The sequence below is a fragment of the Acidovorax sp. YS12 genome (assembly GCA_021496925.1).
GTDB lineage: Bacteria > Pseudomonadota > Gammaproteobacteria > Burkholderiales > Burkholderiaceae_C > Paenacidovorax.
In genome coordinates this window covers 2,018,178-2,035,053 of record CP053915.1, presented here as the reverse complement: position 1 = coordinate 2,035,053, position 16,876 = coordinate 2,018,178, and the positions used below count along the sequence as shown (strand labels likewise).

General features: G+C 68.7%; 20 protein-coding genes. 6 read left to right on the top strand and 14 right to left on the bottom strand.

Going from position 1 to position 16,876, the window contains the following annotated elements; translation table 11 throughout:
* Window position 1: 1 nt before the first annotated feature.
* The 8 genes from YS110_09255 to YS110_09220 form a co-directional block, all read right to left on the bottom strand.
* Window positions 2–691 carry a hypothetical protein gene (locus tag YS110_09255; protein ID UJB64917.1) on the bottom strand — a complete coding sequence of 230 codons (690 nt, stop codon included), beginning with the start codon at window positions 689–691 and terminating at the stop codon, window positions 2–4.
* Window positions 692–929: 238 nt separating this feature from the next.
* A complete protein-coding gene (gene soxZ, locus YS110_09250) occupies window positions 930–1,259 on the bottom strand; it encodes a thiosulfate oxidation carrier complex protein SoxZ (protein ID UJB64916.1) in 330 nt (109 codons plus the stop codon).
* 10 nt (window positions 1,260–1,269) lie between these two features.
* Window positions 1,270–1,722 (bottom strand): sulfur oxidation protein SoxY, encoded by a 453-nt coding sequence (locus tag YS110_09245; GenBank protein ID UJB67407.1) that lies wholly within the window; start codon window positions 1,720–1,722, stop codon window positions 1,270–1,272.
* Between the two features lie 22 nt (window positions 1,723–1,744).
* Window positions 1,745–3,076: an NAD(P)/FAD-dependent oxidoreductase gene (locus tag YS110_09240; protein ID UJB64915.1), complete on the bottom strand. Its 1,332-nt coding sequence runs from the start codon at window positions 3,074–3,076 to the stop codon at window positions 1,745–1,747.
* Entirely contained in the window at window positions 3,063–4,088 is a 1,026-nt protein-coding gene (locus YS110_09235; GenBank protein UJB64914.1) for a YeeE/YedE family protein, read from the bottom strand. Before YS110_09235 ends, YS110_09240 begins: the two co-directional genes overlap by 14 nt.
* A gap of 172 nt (window positions 4,089–4,260) precedes the next feature.
* Window positions 4,261–5,520, bottom strand: a complete 1,260-nt coding sequence (locus YS110_09230; protein ID UJB64913.1) for an FAD-dependent oxidoreductase — start codon at window positions 5,518–5,520, stop codon at window positions 4,261–4,263.
* Window positions 5,520–5,837: a c-type cytochrome gene (locus YS110_09225; protein UJB64912.1), complete on the bottom strand. Its 318-nt coding sequence runs from the start codon at window positions 5,835–5,837 to the stop codon at window positions 5,520–5,522. The genes YS110_09230 and YS110_09225 overlap by 1 nt, the downstream gene beginning before the upstream one ends.
* Before the next feature lie 169 nt (window positions 5,838–6,006).
* A complete protein-coding gene (locus YS110_09220; protein ID UJB64911.1) occupies window positions 6,007–6,990 on the bottom strand; it encodes a LysR family transcriptional regulator in 984 nt (327 codons plus the stop codon).
* A gap of 129 nt (window positions 6,991–7,119) precedes the next feature.
* Here YS110_09220 and YS110_09215 point away from each other — a divergent pair, with 129 nt between their 5' ends.
* The 4 genes from YS110_09215 (at window position 7,120) to YS110_09200 (ending at window position 10,199) form a co-directional block, all read left to right on the top strand.
* The gene (locus YS110_09215; protein ID UJB64910.1) at window positions 7,120–8,034 is read left to right on the top strand and encodes an alpha/beta hydrolase; all 915 of its coding nucleotides are present in this window, start codon (window positions 7,120–7,122) and stop codon (window positions 8,032–8,034) included.
* Between the two features lie 72 nt (window positions 8,035–8,106).
* A complete protein-coding gene (locus YS110_09210; protein UJB64909.1) occupies window positions 8,107–9,042 on the top strand; it encodes an alpha/beta hydrolase in 936 nt (311 codons plus the stop codon).
* Entirely contained in the window at window positions 9,042–9,680 is a 639-nt protein-coding gene (locus YS110_09205; GenBank protein ID UJB64908.1) for an SDR family oxidoreductase, read from the top strand. The genes YS110_09210 and YS110_09205 overlap by 1 nt, the downstream gene beginning before the upstream one ends.
* Window positions 9,681–9,689: 9 nt before the next feature.
* Window positions 9,690–10,199, top strand: coding sequence for an N-acetyltransferase (locus tag YS110_09200; protein UJB64907.1), 510 nt, complete (start codon window positions 9,690–9,692; stop codon window positions 10,197–10,199).
* A gap of 13 nt (window positions 10,200–10,212) precedes the next feature.
* Here YS110_09200 and pdxK read toward each other — a convergent pair whose 3' ends face one another.
* The 4 genes from pdxK to benE are packed head-to-tail and all read right to left on the bottom strand — an operon-like array spanning window position 10,213 to window position 13,791.
* Window positions 10,213–11,073: a pyridoxine/pyridoxal/pyridoxamine kinase gene (gene pdxK / locus YS110_09195; protein UJB64906.1), complete on the bottom strand. Its 861-nt coding sequence runs from the start codon at window positions 11,071–11,073 to the stop codon at window positions 10,213–10,215.
* Window positions 11,070–11,777 (bottom strand): glutamine amidotransferase, encoded by a 708-nt coding sequence (locus YS110_09190; protein UJB64905.1) that lies wholly within the window; start codon window positions 11,775–11,777, stop codon window positions 11,070–11,072. The genes pdxK and YS110_09190 overlap by 4 nt, the downstream gene beginning before the upstream one ends.
* Complete coding sequence (locus tag YS110_09185) at window positions 11,774–12,565, bottom strand: YggS family pyridoxal phosphate-dependent enzyme (GenBank protein UJB64904.1); 792 nt, start codon at window positions 12,563–12,565, stop codon at window positions 11,774–11,776. The genes YS110_09190 and YS110_09185 overlap by 4 nt, the downstream gene beginning before the upstream one ends.
* Window positions 12,562–13,791, bottom strand: coding sequence for a benzoate/H(+) symporter BenE family transporter (gene benE, locus YS110_09180; protein UJB64903.1), 1,230 nt, complete (start codon window positions 13,789–13,791; stop codon window positions 12,562–12,564). Before benE ends, YS110_09185 begins: the two co-directional genes overlap by 4 nt.
* 91 nt (window positions 13,792–13,882) lie before the next feature.
* On the opposite strand from benE, the gene YS110_09175 reads away from it, so the two are divergent.
* Complete coding sequence (locus YS110_09175; GenBank protein UJB64902.1) at window positions 13,883–15,358, top strand: PLP-dependent aminotransferase family protein; 1,476 nt, start codon at window positions 13,883–13,885, stop codon at window positions 15,356–15,358.
* A gap of 66 nt (window positions 15,359–15,424) precedes the next feature.
* Here the strand turns inward: YS110_09175 and YS110_09170 are convergent, their stop codons facing one another.
* Both YS110_09170 and YS110_09165 read right to left on the bottom strand, forming a co-directional pair.
* Window positions 15,425–15,763 carry an antibiotic biosynthesis monooxygenase gene (locus YS110_09170; protein UJB64901.1) on the bottom strand — a complete coding sequence of 113 codons (339 nt, stop codon included), beginning with the start codon at window positions 15,761–15,763 and terminating at the stop codon, window positions 15,425–15,427.
* An 82-nt stretch (window positions 15,764–15,845) separates the two neighbouring features.
* Window positions 15,846–16,469: a LysE family transporter gene (locus YS110_09165; protein ID UJB64900.1), complete on the bottom strand. Its 624-nt coding sequence runs from the start codon at window positions 16,467–16,469 to the stop codon at window positions 15,846–15,848.
* A gap of 133 nt (window positions 16,470–16,602) precedes the next feature.
* Here YS110_09165 and YS110_09160 point away from each other — a divergent pair, with 133 nt between their 5' ends.
* Entirely contained in the window at window positions 16,603–16,875 is a 273-nt protein-coding gene (locus YS110_09160; protein ID UJB64899.1) for a metal/formaldehyde-sensitive transcriptional repressor, read from the top strand.
* Window position 16,876 lies beyond the last annotated feature (1 nt).

The window sequence follows — 16,876 nt, the reverse complement described above, 5'->3', positions numbered from 1 at the left end:
TCTATAAGCCTTTTTTGCTCTCGGCTTTTTCCTCGGCTATGCAGTCTGAAATATTTTTAAACATGTATTCCAGGATTAATTGGGCTGTTGATAAATCTGATGCCTCCGCCGTTAGGGTGATTGATGAGAGATCATTCAAAAGTGTTGATTTGCTCTCTTTGCTCCAGTATTTTACAAGGGTGCGATTCTTTTTAAATAGCTGAAACATCCAAAAATCGGGTGATTTATTTCTGGATGTTGTGTAATCGAATTTCTCCCCCTTTTTGTATTTTTCGTCAAGGAGCTTTTCTATTGCTCTAAATTCAATTTTAACTTCAGATCCGCTATCTCCGGACTTAATGGGCTTGCTGACTGCGGCGATTCGGCATAGGCCGCTATTTTTAGAGAAGGTAAAGAAGTAAAGGTGAAAATCTGGGTGGGGCGTTGGCACCCTATCGGAGCCGTAAAAAAGTCTACCTTCCTTTATTGTTCGCATGTTGGGAATCATGGACTTCATCTCTTCGGGGGAAAGCCCCATTTTTAACCCGAACGGACCTTCGTAAGAATTTTCCTTTTCCTGCGAAGAAGTCGTTTGTGAAGGTTGGTGTGATTCCCGTGTTTGGGCTTGAGTTGTGTTGTTGGCTATTGCACATCCTGTGATAAATATTGTAAAAAATAGGCTGGCGGTCGCCTTTTTGGGATTAAATCTCATTGAGTGCTTTCTTTTTTAAAAATGTGCCATGGCAAAAATGCGCTGTAGTAATGTTTTGGGATGCCATTGTGGCTATCTCAGAATGGCCTCGTTGCGCATTGTTAAAAAAGTAAATCAAGCACCTGTGCGTTGTGCTCAAAGAATGACCATGGTTTTGTTTTTATCTGCTTATGAAAAGAGGCAGTGCAATAGCTTTTCGGGCTAGAGGCTGTTTGGGTTCAAAAAACGTGTGGCCTGTTCAAACTACGGCTATAGCTTTGCTGGCGCTCGCCGTCTGGCCTGCGTCGTCCTTCCAGTGCAGGCGCAGCTCGCCGCTCTCGCGTGCGAGAAAGGTGAACTCGATGTAGGGGTTCTGCGAGATGGAAATGCCCGGCTCCCAGGCGAACAGCAGGGCCGTGCCCAGGTGCGCCTCGAAGCGCGTGACGATGTTGCGCGGGCGGATCTTGCCGGCCTCGTCTTGGCGCAGACCGCTTTCCATCACGTGTTCGATCTGCGCGCGCACGCGCAGCACCTCGCCCTTCTTGGGGCTGGCGTTGCTGATCCAGACGCGGGGTGGTTTCTGGTTCATTGGGTCGTCCTCACATGCCGCAGCCGCTGGCGGCCACTGTCACTGCATGGCTGGCTGCGAGCAGCTTGCCGCTTTTCATGCGCGCCAGCGCGTGCACCGTCTGCGACTGCGACAGACGCACGCGCACGGCGGCCTCGGCCGTACCGGCCGCCGCCGTGAACTGCAGGCGGCAGGCCAGGGGCGCGGGGTTGAGGTCGGCCAGCACGATGATTTCCTCGCACCAGTCCTGCGCGGTGATCGGCAGCGTCACCTTGACCTTCACCGGCACGGCGGCCGGGTTGTCGGCCAGCGTGGGCACGTCCAGGTGCAGGCCTTCCACCAGGGGCTTGCGCCCTTGGGTGAAATCGGCCATGGCCTTGCGAAACTCGGCCGGGTTCGGCGCCAGGGCCGCATTGCTCAGCGGCGTCTTGCTCTGCGGCTGGGCCAGAGCGGGGAAGGCCAGCGCGGCGGCGCTGGCGGCCATCAGGGTTCTGCGCTGCATGGGCTCAGATGGCGAGGAAGTCGCTGAACTTGGAGCGCGCCCAGGCGAAGTCTTCCTTCACCAGGTCGGCCGAGCGTACGTCCATGTCGATCTGCGTCTGATTGACCTGGCCCTTGGCATCGACCTCATACTCGAACTTGACCGAGATTTCCTCCTGCGGCTCGGTGTTGACCATCATGTAGCAGAGGTTGTCGGGCAGCAGAGGCTTGATCTCCTGGCCCGCCACGCGCTGGGCGATGTACTTGGCAACGATCTGGCCGATGAAGTTGGCCACATGCGCGCTCTTGGGATAGTGGCCGAACTGGGGCGAGATGGCGCCCATCAGGTCGCCCACGAAGTACACGCTGTCGTCGCCGTTGGCGTGGAACAGGCGCTGGTGCATGTCGGCCCAGCCGGTGGGCTTGCCAGTGGTTGCGTCCTTGCCGATCAGGCCCGCGTGCCACACCATGTCGGCGGCCTGGTGCGGTGGCATCAGGATGGCCTCGTCAAACTTCAGCTCCCCGGCCGTGGTCTTGATGCGCTTGGCGAACGGGTCCACCTCCTGCACGCGCGCGTTGGGCACGTGGGTGATGATGTCCGGGTACAGCTCCTCGAATGCCTGCTTGTAGCCCACGCCGATGGGCGCGATCTTGGGCTTGGGGTCGAGGATGACGATCTTGCCGGGGATCTTGTTCTTCTTGATGTGCGAGGCGATCAGGCAGGCACGCTCATAGGGCGAGGGCGGGCAGCGGTGCGGCGGCGGCGGCAGCGTCATCACCAGCGTGCCGCCCTTGAAGTCCTTCACGCGCTGCTTGAGCCCGAACATCTGCTGGTTGGGGATGTAGGCGCTGGCGAAGTGCCGGCGCGTGTGCTCGATGGCGCGCTGGTCGTCGCCGTACCAGGCGTCCCACGCATCGCGGATGCCGCCCGAGAGGATCAGGTAGTCGTACTCGACCAGGCCGTGCGAGGTGCGCACCAGCTTCTTGTCGCGCTCGAAGCCCGTCACCTCGGTCTGCAGCAGCGTGTAGCCGTATTTGTTGGCCGGGCGCAGCAGGTCGTGCTGCACGAAATCGGTGTTCACGATGTCCACCAGCCACTTGTTGCTCATGGGGCCTGACCAGAACGTCGGGTTGCGCTCCAGTACCACCACGTCGGAATTCGGGATCAGCTCGCGCAGGTAGCGCGCGGCCGTCAGGCCGCCCCAGCCGCCGCCGCAGATCACGATGCGTGGCGCGCTGCCCTTGCGCGGCAGGATGCGCGACTGCGGGCTGATGACGGCCGGCGCGGCCAGGGCCGGGCCGGCCACGGCACCCAGCGCAAGCGCGGGCGGGGTGATGAGGAAGCTACGTCGTTGCATGGCGGTCTCCTTGGGTTGACGGATTGGAAAAGGGGAGGGCGAGCAGTGCGCCCGCCACGATGCCCGCGCAAGCGGGCAGGCTGGCGAAAGCCAGCGTGGAAAGTCCGGAAAGGCCCTGGCCGATGGAGCAGCCCACGGCCAGCACGCCGCCCAGACCCATCAGCAGCCCGCCGCCTGCCGATGCGGCCAGGCGCGCGGGGCTGTCGAAACCTTCCCAGCGGGCCGTGCGCGTGAGCAGCGCGGCGGCGCATGCGCCCGCCAGCGTGCCTGCCACGATGGCCGGGCCCAGGCTGGCTTCGCGGCCCACGGCCAGTTGCAGGTAGAGCAGCCCCTCGGCCACCGGGCCGATGAAGCTCAAGGAGGTGAGCGGCACGGGCTCGAATGGATCGACGCCGACCTGGGCCGTGATCCACCAGCCTGCCGCCACCAGCGCGCCGATGGCGGCCGCGCACAGCAGCGCCACGCCGTTGCCGCGCACCTGCCGCAGCGCATAGGCCAGCAGCGCCAGCGCGGGCAGGCCGGCAGCGCCCAGCGTGGCCGCGCCCGGGGGCAGGCCCTGCGCCGCCAGCCACTGCGGCAGCGCCGCGTGTTCGAGCTGCACCATGCCCCAGCCCTGCAGCCACTGGCGCACGGGCGCGAGCACGCCCGTCAGCGTGGCCTGCGCGGCCAGGCCCAGGCACAGCAGGGCGACCAGCGCGCGCAGGTTGCCGCCCGCGAGCAGCACCAGGGCGCGCGCGCCGCACTGGCGCGCCAGCGCCATGCCCGCGCCGAACAGCAGCCCGCCGACAAACACGCCCGGCAGCGAGAAGCGCGCGCGCACGACCTGCGCCGTGCCCAGGTCGGCCAGCCCCGCCCAGGCCAGTGCCTGCGAGCCCAGCAGCGCCACGGCCAGCGCCAGCGCGAAGGCGCGCAGGGCAGGCGCTTCGCGCAGCCCGCGCAGCAGGCAGAAGCGCCCGAGCCGCGCGGCCACGCCGAAGGCGCAGCCCAGCAGGAATCCGGCCCAGAGCAACACGTCAGTGCTCCACCGCGCTGCGAGTTGCGCGCGGCCTTTGAAACTGGCGCGGGCCAAGCCAGTGGCCGCCGCGCAAGGGCCGCCCCGCCGCGCTGGCGGCGCCCCCCTTCCCGCAGCGCGCAGCGATGCGAGAGAAGGGGGAAGGCGCGTAGCGCCACAGGGGGTTGTGCATCTATCTATCCCAGATGTCGGCGGAGATGGCCGCGTACCAGGCTTCTCCATAGCGCGCTTCCGCCGCGCGGTAGTCGGCGTTGCCATCCAGCGGGCTCACCCCGCCCGAGCCCGCAGGCTCGACCAGCTTGCCGCCCTCGGCGCGGTACACGCCCGCCACCGAGATGCCGTAGCCCGGCCCGATCAGGCTGTAGCAGGTGTTGGCATAGGCGGCCGTGGGTGCGGTCTGCCCCAGCAGGTCGGCCGCGATGGCGGCGGCGGCCACCTTGCCCTGCGTGTTGGCCGCGAAGCCCGACTTCGGGATAGGCGCGGCGATGGTCGCGTCGCCCAGCGCGTAGATGCCCGCCACCCGGCGCGATTCGAAGCTCTCGGCCTTCACGGGCACCCAGCCGCTGGCGTCGGTCACGCCCGCGCGTTCGGCGATAAAGCCGGCCTTCTGCGGCGGGATCACGTTGAGCACGTCGGCCTTGTGGCGCGTGCCGAAGGCGGTTTCCACCTCCAGCCTGGCCGCGTCCACGCGCAGCACCTGCCCGTCGTCGGACTGCTTGACCCACTCGATCATGTCGCCGTACAGCGCCTTCCAGCCCTGCTGGAACAGCGCCTGCTTGGAGAAGCTGTCCTTGGCGTCGAGCAGCAGCACCTTGCTGCGCGGCTTGTGGCGCTTGAGGTAGTGCGCCACCATCGCCGCGCGCTCGTAGGGGCCGGGCGGGCAGCGGAAGGGGTTGTCGGGAATCGCCATCACGAAGCGCCCGCCGTCGGGCATGGCTTCGAGCTGGCGGCGCAGCAGCAGCGTCTGCGGGCCGGCCTTCCAGGCGTGCGGCGCGCGTTCGGCGGCGGCCTCGTCGTAGCCTTCGAGCGCGTTCCAGCGCATGTCCACGCCGGGCGAGAGCACCAGGCGGTCCCAGCGCAGCGTCTGGCCGTTCGACAGGCGCAGCGTGCGCGCGGCGGCGTCCACGTCCTCGGCGCGCGCATGAACCACCTCCACGCCCGCCGCGCGCAGCCCGGCATAGCCGTGGCCGATGCTGTCCCAGGTGCGCAGCCCCGCCAGGTAGAGGTTGGAGAACGGGCAGGTGTGGAAGCGCTCTGCGGGCTCGACGAGCGTCACGCGCACGCCCGGCGCGCGCAGGCGCAGGTAGCGCGCGGCCGTGGCGCCGCCGAAGCCGCCGCCGACCACCACCACGTGGGCGGCCTCGGCGCGGGCATGGACGAAGGCGGGCAGCGCCAGGGCGCTGGCGAGCACGGTGCGTCGGGTGCAGGACATCAGCGGCCCTCCTGGTCGGCGAACCATTGGGCCAGCGCCTCGACTTGCGCATCGTCGTAGCCCTTCATGAGGCGCGTCATCACCGTGGCGTCCGGCGCCTGCCCGGCGCGGAAGGCGCGCAGGCGCTGCAGCAGGTAGCCGGCGGTGTGGCCGCGCAGGCTGGGGATGGCGCCGGTGGAGCGGCCCTCGGGGCCGTGGCAGTTCACGCAGGTGCCGGCGAGCACGGAGGCGTCCTGCACGCGCAGTTGGGCACCGGCCGCCAGCGGCGCGAGCAGCAGCGCCAGGGCGAAGCGGTTGAGGGGGAAGGCAGAGGACATGGAGGCTCCGGGACGGGCAACGCGAAACACGCAAACACGGCTTGGGCGTTGGAGCGGCCTCGGGGCGGGCTGCTGCGCGCCCCGGTGCGGGGCGCGTCCCTCTCAGCCGTCACGCGGCACAAGCGGAGTTGTTCGTAGGGGCGATTCTACGGGGGCGGGGCCGGCGGACTCACCGCCGCTTCTGTTTCGCAGCGGCGGTCCGATGTCCTGCCGGGACGGCTTCGCGGGATGCGTGCGCAAGCTGCTCCCGCTGTTCGACCAGGAAATCCATCAGCGCCCGGATCTTGGCCGGCATCTGTGCCCGCGACGGAACGTAGAGGTAGAAGCCCGGAAAGGGCCGGCACCAGGGTGCCAGCACGCGTACCAATCGCCCGTCCGCCAGGTGTTGGCGAACGCAGATGTCCAGGTACTTGATCAGCCCCACGCCCTGCACCGCCGCGTTCAGCAGGTTCTCGTCGTCGTTGAACACGGCGTTGCCCCTGGGCTCGAACAGCACCGTTCGTCCGTCGACATCAGGCGATGTGAACGACCAGCGGTCGATGGTGCCGCTGGAGGTGAAGCGGTAGGCCAGGCAGTTGTGCCGCATCAGGTCGGCCGGCTCCTCGGGCACGCCGTGCCGCGCGAAGTATTCCGGCGATCCGACGATGGCCATCTCGATGAGAGGCGTGACTGGCACGGCCACCATGTGATCATGAAGGCTTTCGCCCAGCCGGATGCCGGCGTCCATGCCATCGGCCACGATGTTCGAGAAGCCGTCGTTCATCACCAGCTCCAGCCGCAGCTTCGGGTAGCGCGCCAGGAACGCGCCCATGTGCGGCTCGATCAGCAGCCGGGCGGCGATGCGCGAGGCGTTCATGCGGATCAGGCCCGACGGCTCCTCATGGGCCTCCCCCAGCTCCATCACCGCCCGCTCGATGGCCGTCAGCGCGGGCTGCAGCACGTCCAGCAGGCGCTGCCCTTCCTCGGTCAGCGACATGTCCCGCGTCGTGCGGTGGAGCAGCCGCACGTTCAGCTGCTGCTCCAGGCCCTTCAGGTGCTGCGACAGCGCCGCCCGGGTGACCTCCATCTCCGCCGCTGCCCTGGTGAAGCTGCGGTGGCGGGCAATGTGGGCGAACCACGTCAAGGAGGAAACGAGAGAGGGTTCGAGTGGCATTTGTTTAGTTTATCTAACCACTCATGTCTTTCAAAGGATGTTTATCAAATCCAATCCCATCCCTAGCATGGAGTCCTGTCCACGCCACATCGCCGCGTGTGCCTACCCCAACCACCGCTGGAGAAACCCATGCCCAACGTCACGTTCAAGAACCTCAACGGCCAAGGCGTCACCCTGGCCGCCGTCATCCACTTCCCCGCCGGCTTCGATGAGCGCAAGAAGTACGCAGCAGTCGTCGTCTCGCATCCCGGCGGCGGCGTGAAGGAGCAGACCGCTGGCCTGTACGCCCGCAAGCTGGCCGAGCACGGCCTCGTCACCATCGCCTACGACGCCTCGTACCAGGGCGAAAGCACCGGCCTGCCGCGCCAGCTGGAAAACCCCCACATCCGTACCGAGGACGTCAGCGCCGTGATCGACTACCTGACCACGCTGCCCTGCGTGGACCCGGACCGGATCGGTGCCATGGGCATCTGCGCGGGTGCGGGCTACAGCGCCAACGCGGCCATCAACGACCGCCGCATCAAGGCGCTGGGCATGGTGAGCGCGGTGAACATCGGCCAGATGTTCCGCAACGGCTGGGACAACAACGTCAAGGACGCTGACGCCGTGGGCTACATCGACTTCGGCTCCAACGCCCGCACCGCCGACGCCGGCAAGAGCGAACTGGCCACGCTGCCGCTGGCCCCGATGAAGGAAGAAGACGCCCCCAACGCCGAGCTGCGCGAAGCCTGGGAGTACTACCACACGCCGCGGTGCGAGCACCCTAACGCCCCTGGCTTCATGACGGCGCGCAGCCTCACGCAGATCATCACCTACGACGCCTACCACAAGGCAGAAGCCTTCCTGACCCAGCCCATCCTGGCCGTGGCGGGCAGCGTGGCGGGCAGCAAGTGGATGAGCGACGACCTGCTGGCGCGCGCCGCGAGCCAGGACAAGACGCTGCACGTGGTCGAGGGCGCCAACCACATGTCGCTGTACGACGTTCCCCAGTACGTCGATGAAGCCGTGTCCCAGCTTGCGCCGTTCTTCAACGCCAAGCTGTAAAACTATCAAATCAATAGCTGCCAGCGATTGCCACATAAGCGCTGGAGGCCAAAGACACTGAAATATTCCATCATGAGCAACATCACCCTCCAGACTGCCAGCTACCCCAACCTGGGCTGGCAAACCGCCGCCGACATCTACCTGCCGCCCGGCTTCGACGCAGGCCAGAAGTACCCCGCCATCGTCAGCACCCACCCCATCGGCAGCTGCAAGGAGCAGACCGCGGGCAACATCTATGCCCAGGGCCTGGCCGAGCAGGGCTTCGTGGTGCTGGTGCATGACGCGAGCTTCCAGGGCGCCAGCGGCGGCACCCCGCGCTTCATCGAGGATCCGGCCATCCGCGTGTCCGACATCCGCTTCGCCGTGGACTATCTGCAGTCGCTGCCCTACGTGGACGCCGAGCGCATCGGCGCCATCGGCGTGTGCGGCGGCGGTGCGTACACCGTGCATGCGGGCATCACCGACCACCGGCTGAAGGCGCTGGTGTCCATCACCGGCGTGAACTACGGCCGCCTGATCCGCGAGGGCTTCGCCCAGTTCAAGCCGCGCGAGCTGGCGAAGAACATCGCCAGCATGCGCACCGCCCAGGCGCAAGGGGCAAAGAGCGATGCAGCCAACCTGCTGCCCGAGTCCGTTGATGCGGCCCAGCAAGCCGGCATCACCGACATCGACGTGCTCGAAGCCACCGAGTACTACAAGACCGCGCGCGGCCAGAAGCCCCATGGCGCGACCAGCCAGCTCATGTCCTTCAGCGGCGCGGCGATGGGCTGGGACGCCTTCACCAACGCGGAAGTGCTGCTCACGCAGCCGCTGATGGTGGTGATCGGCGACAAGCCCGGCGGCTTTGGCTCCTACCGCGACGGCTGGGAGATCTACAGCCGCGCCGCTTCGGAGCACAAGCACATCGTCGTGGCCGAAGGCTGGTCGCACTACGACCTGTACGACCAGCCCGAGCCGGTGGCCATCGCCATGGCCCAGGTGGTGCCGTTCTTCAAGGAGCATCTGTGATGCGCAACGTCCTCATCCTGGGCGCCAGCGGCCAGATCGCGCAATGGGTCGTCAAGGCGCTGGCCGACGCCCCGGACGTGCGCCAGACCCTGCTGCTGCGCGACCCCAAGAAGCTCACGGGCCACGAGCCCGCGAATGCCCAGGTCGTCATCGGCAACGTGCTGGACAAGAAGCTGCTGAAAGCCGCCGTGACCGGCCAGGACATCGTCTACGCCAACCTGATCGGCGAAGACCTGGACAAGCAGGCCCAGGCCGTCATCGCCGCCATGCAGGCCGCGGGCGTCAAGCGTCTGGTCTTCGTGCTGTCGCTGGGCATCTACGACGAGATTCCCGGCAAGTTCGGCGAGTGGAACCAGGCCATCATCGGCGAAGACCTCAAGCCCTACCGCCGCGCCGCCGATGCCGTCGAAGCCTCGGGGCTCGACTACACCATCGTGCGCCCGGCCTGGCTGATGGACGAGGACGAGGTGGACTACGAAACCACCGCCAAGGGTGAACCCTTCAAGGGCACCGTGGTATCGCGCAAGAGCGTGGGCGACCTGATCGCCAAGGTCATCGACAACCCCGCGCTGCATGTGGGCGCCAACCTGGGCGTGAACAAGCCCCACACTGATGGCGACAAGCCGTACTTCATGTAGACACAGCCCATGCCCGTGACTATCCGCCCCGAGCTTCCTGCCGACATCTCCGCCATCCACGCCCTGACCGAGGCCGCGTTCCGCACCGCCCCGCACACGTCGCACACCGAGCAGTTCATCGTGAACGCCCTGCGCCAGGCCGGTGCCCTGCACCTGTCGCTGGTAGCGCAGGACGCGGGCGCGGTGGTCGGCCACGTGGGCGTGTCTCCGGTGGCGGTATCCGGCGGCGCGCCGCGCTGGTACGGCTTGGCGCCCCTGTCCGTCGCGCCCGATCGGCAGCGCCAGGGCATGGGCGCCTTGCTGGTGATGGAGGCGCTGCGCCAGTTGAAGGACGGCGGCGCCGCTGGCTGCGTGTTGCTGGGCGATCCGGCCTACTACGCCCGTTTCGGCTTTCGGCCCGTGCCGGGACTGGTGCTAGAGGGGGTGCCGCCAGAATATTTCCAGGCCCTCGCGTTCTCCGCCGCCGCCATGCCGCAGGGCAGCGTCAGCTTCCACGCGGCCTTCAATGCGACGCGCTGAGCCGCGGCCGCGCTTACAGGCGCTCGCCCAGCTGCTCCTGCCAATCGATGCGAGATGTATGCAGCAGCAGTTCGGCGCTGCGCGCCTGCCGCGTGCGCTGCAGCGCGCGCACCACGTGGTCGCAGGCGCGCGTCGCCGCCTCGGGCAGCGCCAGGCCCTGCAGCCAGTGGCCGGTGAGCGCGGCGCAGAACAGGTCGCCGGTGCCCTTGGGCGCGGCGTCGATGCGCGGGTGCGTGATGGCCTGTGCCTGCGTGGCGGTGACCAGCACCACGTGCATGGCGTCCGGCGGCCAGGTGGCCGGTGCGGCGCTGGTCACGGCCACCCATTGCGTGCGGCCGGTGAGCAGCGTGCGCGCGGCGGCCACCACGCCGTCCATGTTGTCCACGGGCATGCCGGTGAGCTGCGCCAGCTCGAAGCCGTTGGGCGTGAGCCCGCTCGCCAGCGGCAGCAGGTGCGTGCGGCAGGCCTCGGCCATGCCGGGGGCTGCGTAGAGGCCGGTGTCGTGGTCGCCCAGCACCGGGTCGAGCACGATGCGCAGCCCGGCGCGCTCGGCCAGCAGGGCGCGGGCCCAGCCGGCCAGCACGGCGGCCTGTGCCGGATCGCCCAGGTAGCCCACCACCAGCGCGCGCAGCGCATGCAGCGCGCCGCGCGCCGACAGGTCGCGCAGGTAGCCGCCGAACCAGTCGAGCGGCACCGTGCCGCCGTGCAGTGTGGGGTAGTGCGGCGTGTTGCTGAGCAGCACCGTGGGCACGGCGGCCACCGCGAGGCCCAGCGCCTCCAGCGTAGGCACGGCGGCGTTGTTGCCCACGCGGCCATAGACCACCTGGGACTGCACCGACACCACGTCCAGCCGCAGCGGCTGCAGCGTCGTCATGGCCGGGGGGCCAGGCCGTCGAGCCAGCGCGTGAACACCGCGCCCGCCGCCGCGGGCAGGTGCGCCTGCAGCGCCCGGGCCTCGGCGCGCAGGGCGCGCGGGTCGACGCCCGCCTGGGCCAGCTCGCAGGCATGGCCGACCAGCCAGCGCTCGATGGTGCGCGGGTCGGCTTCCAGGTGGCATTGCAGGCCGAGCACCTGGGGGCCCAAGGCAAAGCCCTGGTGCGGGCAGGTGGCGGTGCCCGCGAGGCACTGGGCGCCGGGCGGAATGCCGAACTGGTCGCCATGCCAGTGCAGCACGGGCACGTCGCCCAGCGCGGCCAGCGGGGAATCGTGCCCCGCCGCCGTCAGCGCCAGTGGCGCGAAGCCGATCTCCTTCACCCCCATGGGCGCCACCGGGGCGCCAAGCGCGCGGGCGATGAGCTGGGCGCCCAGGCAGATGCCCAGCAGTGGCCGTTGGCTGCCCAGCCGCTGCCGCACCAGCGCCAGTTCGTCGGCGAGGAAGGGGTAGGCCGCTTCGTCGAACGCGCCGATGGGGCCGCCCAGCACGACCAGCAGATCGGCGTCGGCAATGTGCGGTGCGCGCAGGTCTTCGGTGGGGGCGTCCACGTAGCGCACGGCGTAGCCCCGGGACTGGAGCAGCGGCTCCAGCGTGCCCAGGTCTTCGAAATGCAGGTGGCGGATGGCGATGGCGGTGTGGGTCATGGTGTGGTTTCCTTGCAGGAATTGGGCCAGTAGTGGCTGTCGGGCAGCGCCCGCGCGCCGAAGATCGCCTGGCCCACGCGCACGGTGGTGGCGCCTTCCTCGATGGCGATCTCGAAGTCGCCGGACATGCCCATCGACAGCTCCTCCAAAGCGATACCCGCGGGCGCCTCCTGGCGCAGCCGGTCGCGCAGCGTGCGCAGCAGCACGAAGCATTCGCGCACGCGCCCGGCCTCGCTGGAGAACAGTGCCAGCGTCATCAGCCCGCGCACGCGCAGCGCCGGGAAGGCGGGCAGGGCGCGCAGGAAGGCCGCCACGTCCCCGGGCGGCAGGCCGTACTTGCTGGCCTCGCCCGAGGTGTTGACCTGCACGAACACATCGAGCGCGCGGCCCTCGGCCTGCAGGCGGCGCTCCAGCGCCTCGGCCACGCGCAGGCTGTCGAGCGCCTGGAACTCGCTGGCGAAGCGCGCCACCAGCTTGGCTTTGTTAGTCTGCAGGTGGCCGATGATCGACCAGCGCAGATCGGCCAAGTCCTGCGTGGCGAGCCATTTGCCGTACGCCTCCTGCGGCTTGTTCTCGCCCAGCAGGCGGCAGCCCGCCGCGTGGGCCAGGCGCACGCTGGCCTCGTGGGTCTTGCTCACGGGCAGCAGGCGCACGCCGGCCGGGTCGCGCCCCACGCGCGCGCAGGCGGCGTCGATGCGTGCCTGTACAAAGGCCAGGTGGCGCTCAAAGTCCTGCAGCGTGGCGGCCTGGGGATAGCGGCCGTGCTGGTCGTGGCGGGTGGCTGTCATGACACGGCTCCTTTTCTCGCAAGGGCGGGCCGTGGCAGGCGGCCATGCAGCACCGCGTGGGCTGCCAGCCCGACCACCAGGCCCCAGAAGGCGCCGCCGATGCCCAGCAGCGTGATGTTGGCGGCGGCGGCCAGGAAGGTGATCAGCGCCGACTCGCGCGCCTTCGCGTCGGCCAGGGCCGTGGCCAGGCTGGTGCCGATGGTGCCCAGCAGCGCCAGCCCCGCCAGCGTGGTGATGAAGGTGGCCGGCAGCGCCATGAACACCGCCGCCAGCGTGACGCCGAACACGCCCACGAGGATGTAGCACACGCCCGCCGCGATGCCGGCGATCCAGCGCTTGGACGGGTCCTCGTGCGCCTCGCGCCCGGTGCAGATGGCGGCGGTGATGGCCGCGAGGTTGAAGGCGTGCGCGCCGAACGGCGCCATCAGCAGCGAGCCCAGCCCGGTCACGGCGACGATGGGGCTGGCGCTGGTGGCGTAGCCGTCGCCGCGCAGCACCAGCATGCCGGGCATGTACTGGCCGCTGAGCGTGATGAGGAACAGCGGCAGCGCCACGCTGAGCAGCGCGTTGAGCGAGAACGCGGGCACCGTGAACACCGGTGCCGCGAGCTGCAGGCGCAGGCCTGACAGATCCACTCGTCCCTGCGCCAGCAGAAAGCCCAGGCCCAGCAGCAGGATGCCCACCACCGCCCAGCGCGCCGCCACGCGCCGCAGCAGCACGTAGGCCAGCACCAGCAGCCCGGCCAGCAGCGGGTCGATGCCCATGCCGCCGAACGCCCGGATGCCGAACTGCAGCAGGATGCCCGCCAGCAGCCCGGCCGCCACGCCGGGCGGAATCCAGCGGATCACGCGGTCGAACCAGCCCGACAGGCCCAGCGCCACGAAGGCCGCGGCCGAGATCAGGTAGGCGCCCACGGCCTCAGCATAGGGCGTGGTGGCTAGCGCGGTCACGAGGAACGCCGCCGCCGGCGTGGACCAGGCGGTGATGACCGGCGCGCGCGTCATCCAGCTCAGCAGCACCCCCGTGACTCCCACGCCGATGGAGATCGACCACACCCACGAGGCCGTCAGCGCCGGACTCAGCCCCGCCACCTTGGCGGCCTGGAACACCAGGATGAACGTGCCGCCGTAGTTGACGATGACCGAGACCAGGCCCGCCACGATAGGGTGGACCAGATCGCGGGGGCGCAGAGGGGCGGGGTGTGGGGAGGGGTGTTCTTGCTGCATGGGCCGTAGGGGGAAAGCCAGTGGAAAGCGCTTTTGTATTCCTAAAATGGCCTGAAGCAACCATCCACTTTTTTGAGGAAGACCCAGCCAATTGTTCAAGCATGCCCAACTCGAATCCGTGAAAGCCTGGCTGGGCGACCCCGCCCATGGCGCGCTGCCGCTGCATGTGCGCGTGCAGCGCGCGTTGCGGCAGTTGATCCTGGAAGGCGCGCTGGGCGGCGGCCAACCCCTGCCCGCCTCGCGCGCGCTGGCGCAGTCGCTGGGCGTGTCGCGCGACACGGTGGAGGCGGCCTACGGCCAACTGCATGCCGAGGGCTTCATCGAGCGGCGCGTGGGCAGCGGCAGCTTCGTCTCGCCGCGCGCGCAACGCCTGGGCGCGCAGGCCCGGCGGCCCGCCACGCCAGCGGGCGCGCCTCGCCTGAGCCAGCGCGGCGAGGCGCTGTACCAGGGCGGTGGCGTGCGCGACTTCCTCGCGCCGCGCCCTTTCGCGCCCGGCCTGCCCGACACGCGCGCTTTCCCCCTCGCCACCTGGGAGCGCCTGCAGCGCCAGGTGCTCAAGGAGCACGGCGCGCGCGCCCTGCTGCACAGCCCGCCGCAGGGCATGGAGCCGCTGCGCCGCGCCATCGCCGACTACGTGAACCTGGAGCGCGGCGCGCGCGCCACGCCCGAGCGCGTGCTGGTGCTCACCAGCTCGCAGCAGGCGCTGGCCCTGTGCGCCACGGTGCTGCTCGACGCGGGCGAGCGCATCTGCGTGGAAGACCCGCTCTACCACGGCGCGCGCCGGGCGTTCGAGGCGGCGGGCCTGGCCTGCGTGCCCGTGCCGGTGGACGGGGGCGGCATGCTGGTGCAGCGCCTGGAGGAGGAGCGGGCGGCGCGCGCCGTGTACCTCACCCCGTCGCACCAGTACCCCACCGGCGCCACGCTGGCGCTGGAGCGGCGCCTGGCCGTGGTGGACTGGGCGCACCGGCACCAGGCCTGGATCATCGAGGACGACTACGACAGCGAATTCCACTACGCCGGCAAGCCCACGGCCTGCGTGCAGGGGCTGGACGCGCACGAGCGCACGCTCTACATCGGCACCTTCAGCAAGTCGCTGTTCCCGGGCCTGCGCATCGGCTACCTGGTGTTGCCGCCGCACCTCGTTGCGCCCATGGCGGTGGCGCGCACGCTGCTGGACGGGCACAGCGCGCCCATCGCCCAGCTCACGCTGGCGCGCTTCATCGAAGGCGGGCACTTCGGCGCCCACGTGCGCGCCATGCGCGGCCTGTACGCCGCGCGGCGCGACGCGCTGGCGCGGCTGGTGCAAGCACACCTGGCCGCCTGGGTGCAGCCGCGCGTGCCCGCGGGCGGCATGCAGATGCCCTGCGTCTTCACGTGCGACGTGCCCGAGCGCGCCGCCGTCGATGCCGCGCGCCGCGCGGGCATCGACCTGCAGGGGCTGTCGGCTCTGTACGCCGCCGCGCCGGCCGAGGCCGGGTTCCTCATGGGCTTCGCGGCCTATGCGCCGCAGGAGCTGGAGGCGGGCGTGAAGACGCTGGCCGGGGTGCTGCGGGGTATGAGGATTTGAATGAAAAGTGCCTGTAGCGCTTATTTAACAAGCGCGAGAAGCTATGAATAAGATAGCGTTGGCGGATCAGGGCGTGGCCGTCGCCGCCAGCGGCAGCGGCAGCGGCAGCCCGCCCAGCCTGCCGTCGCCATAGGTCCGCAACACCTGCGAGATCACCACCTGGTAGCCATCGAGCCATTCGGCCTGCCGGGCCTTGGCCTGCAGGTGCGTGGGGTGCTGCATCAGGGCCTGCAGCGCCTCCAGGCTGTCCCAGTAGTAGACGTTGGAGAGCAGGCGGTCGTTCTCCCACGCCTCCTCGCCCAGGTAGCCGGGAATCTCTTTGGCGGCCTCGGCGATGGCCTGGTCCAGGCGGTGGAAGTCGTCGTCGTACTGCTTCTTGGCGAAGGTGAAGGTCGATGCGTACATCAAAGTCCCTGAGGATCTGAAATGTTTTCGGGCCGCGGCGCTTATGGGGCAAGCGCTGGCAGCTATTAAAAAAGAAGCAGCCTTATCGGCTTGCCGCCAGGCGCGCCCCCAGCCCCACGAGTGCCGCGCCCATCAGCGCATCGGCAGGGCGGCGGATGCGCGCATAGGCGCGGCGCACCGCGCCCACCGAGAAGAACGCCGCCAGCAGGCACAGCCACGTGCCGGTGACGCACACCACCACCGCGACCACCGCCGCGTACACCCACGCGGGCGCGCCCACCGGCAGCAGGGTGACGAACAGGGTGGCGAAGAACGTGGCGGTCTTGGGGTTGGTGATGCCCACCAGGAAGCCCCGCCGCCACGCCTGCGCATCGCCGAGGCGGGGCGCCTGCGCGACGTCCTGCGCGCCCGCGCCGCCACGCAGCGCGGCCATCAGCATGCGCGCGCCCAGGTAGACCAGGTAGGCGGCCCCGGCCAGGCGGATGCCCTCGTAGAGCCAGAAGAACTGCTGCACCAGCAGCCCGAAGCCAAACACCGCCAGGCTGGCCCACACGGCCACGGCGCAGGTGATGCCCAGGCCGGTGAAGACGCCCGAGCGGCGCCCGCCCAGGGCCTGCGAGGTGACGGCCACGAAGTCCGGCCCCGGGCTGGCGCAGGCGAGCAGGACGATGCCGGAGAGGGTCAGGAGCTGGGGAAGGTAGTCCATGAGGGTGTCAGGCGATGCGAGGGATGCAAGGGTAATGCACCCGCTGCCCGGCCTTGGTCCGCATGGCGCGCTTTTTCCATGGGGCATGGGTCATGTAATATAGCCCCCTAGACTATATTTTCAGTGCCTTGCCATGTCCCACACCTCCCGTGAAAAGACCAAGCTGATCGCCCGCGTGCGCCGCATCAAGGGCCAGATCGAAGGCATAGAGCGTGCCCTGGAGACGGACGCGGCCTGTGCCGAGGTGCTGCGCCAGATCGCCTCCGTGCGCGGCGCGGTCGGTGGGCTGACGGCGGAGGTGATGGAAGACCACCTGCGCGAGCACGTCCTGGCGGCATCGACCGACGAGGCGCGGCGCCAGGGCGGCGAGGAAATGATCGAGGTCATCCGCACCTACATGAAATGAG

Excerpts from the sequence above, each read along its gene's own strand:
- YS110_09255 (UJB64917.1), bottom strand. The coding sequence starts at position 691 with ATGAGATTTAATCCCAAAAAGGCGACCGCCAGCCTATTTTTTACAATA.
- soxZ (UJB64916.1), bottom strand. The coding sequence starts at position 1,259 with ATGAACCAGAAACCACCCCGCGTCTGGATCAGCAACGCCAGCCCCAAG.
- YS110_09245 (UJB67407.1), bottom strand. The coding sequence starts at position 1,722 with ATGGCCGCCAGCGCCGCCGCGCTGGCCTTCCCCGCTCTGGCCCAGCCG.
- YS110_09240 (UJB64915.1), bottom strand. The coding sequence starts at position 3,076 with ATGCAACGACGTAGCTTCCTCATCACCCCGCCCGCGCTTGCGCTGGGT.
- YS110_09230 (UJB64913.1), bottom strand. The coding sequence starts at position 5,520 with ATGTCCTGCACCCGACGCACCGTGCTCGCCAGCGCCCTGGCGCTGCCC.
- YS110_09225 (UJB64912.1), bottom strand. The coding sequence starts at position 5,837 with ATGTCCTCTGCCTTCCCCCTCAACCGCTTCGCCCTGGCGCTGCTGCTC.
- YS110_09220 (UJB64911.1), bottom strand. The coding sequence starts at position 6,990 with ATGCCACTCGAACCCTCTCTCGTTTCCTCCTTGACGTGGTTCGCCCAC.
- YS110_09215 (UJB64910.1), top strand. The coding sequence starts at position 7,120 with ATGCCCAACGTCACGTTCAAGAACCTCAACGGCCAAGGCGTCACCCTG.
- YS110_09210 (UJB64909.1), top strand. The coding sequence starts at position 8,107 with ATGAGCAACATCACCCTCCAGACTGCCAGCTACCCCAACCTGGGCTGG.
- YS110_09205 (UJB64908.1), top strand. The coding sequence starts at position 9,042 with ATGCGCAACGTCCTCATCCTGGGCGCCAGCGGCCAGATCGCGCAATGG.
- YS110_09200 (UJB64907.1), top strand. The coding sequence starts at position 9,690 with ATGCCCGTGACTATCCGCCCCGAGCTTCCTGCCGACATCTCCGCCATC.
- pdxK (UJB64906.1), bottom strand. The coding sequence starts at position 11,073 with ATGACGACGCTGCAGCCGCTGCGGCTGGACGTGGTGTCGGTGCAGTCC.
- YS110_09190 (UJB64905.1), bottom strand. The coding sequence starts at position 11,777 with ATGACCCACACCGCCATCGCCATCCGCCACCTGCATTTCGAAGACCTG.
- YS110_09185 (UJB64904.1), bottom strand. The coding sequence starts at position 12,565 with ATGACAGCCACCCGCCACGACCAGCACGGCCGCTATCCCCAGGCCGCC.
- benE (UJB64903.1), bottom strand. The coding sequence starts at position 13,791 with ATGCAGCAAGAACACCCCTCCCCACACCCCGCCCCTCTGCGCCCCCGC.
- YS110_09170 (UJB64901.1), bottom strand. The coding sequence starts at position 15,763 with ATGTACGCATCGACCTTCACCTTCGCCAAGAAGCAGTACGACGACGAC.
- YS110_09165 (UJB64900.1), bottom strand. The coding sequence starts at position 16,469 with ATGGACTACCTTCCCCAGCTCCTGACCCTCTCCGGCATCGTCCTGCTC.
- YS110_09160 (UJB64899.1), top strand. The coding sequence starts at position 16,603 with ATGTCCCACACCTCCCGTGAAAAGACCAAGCTGATCGCCCGCGTGCGC.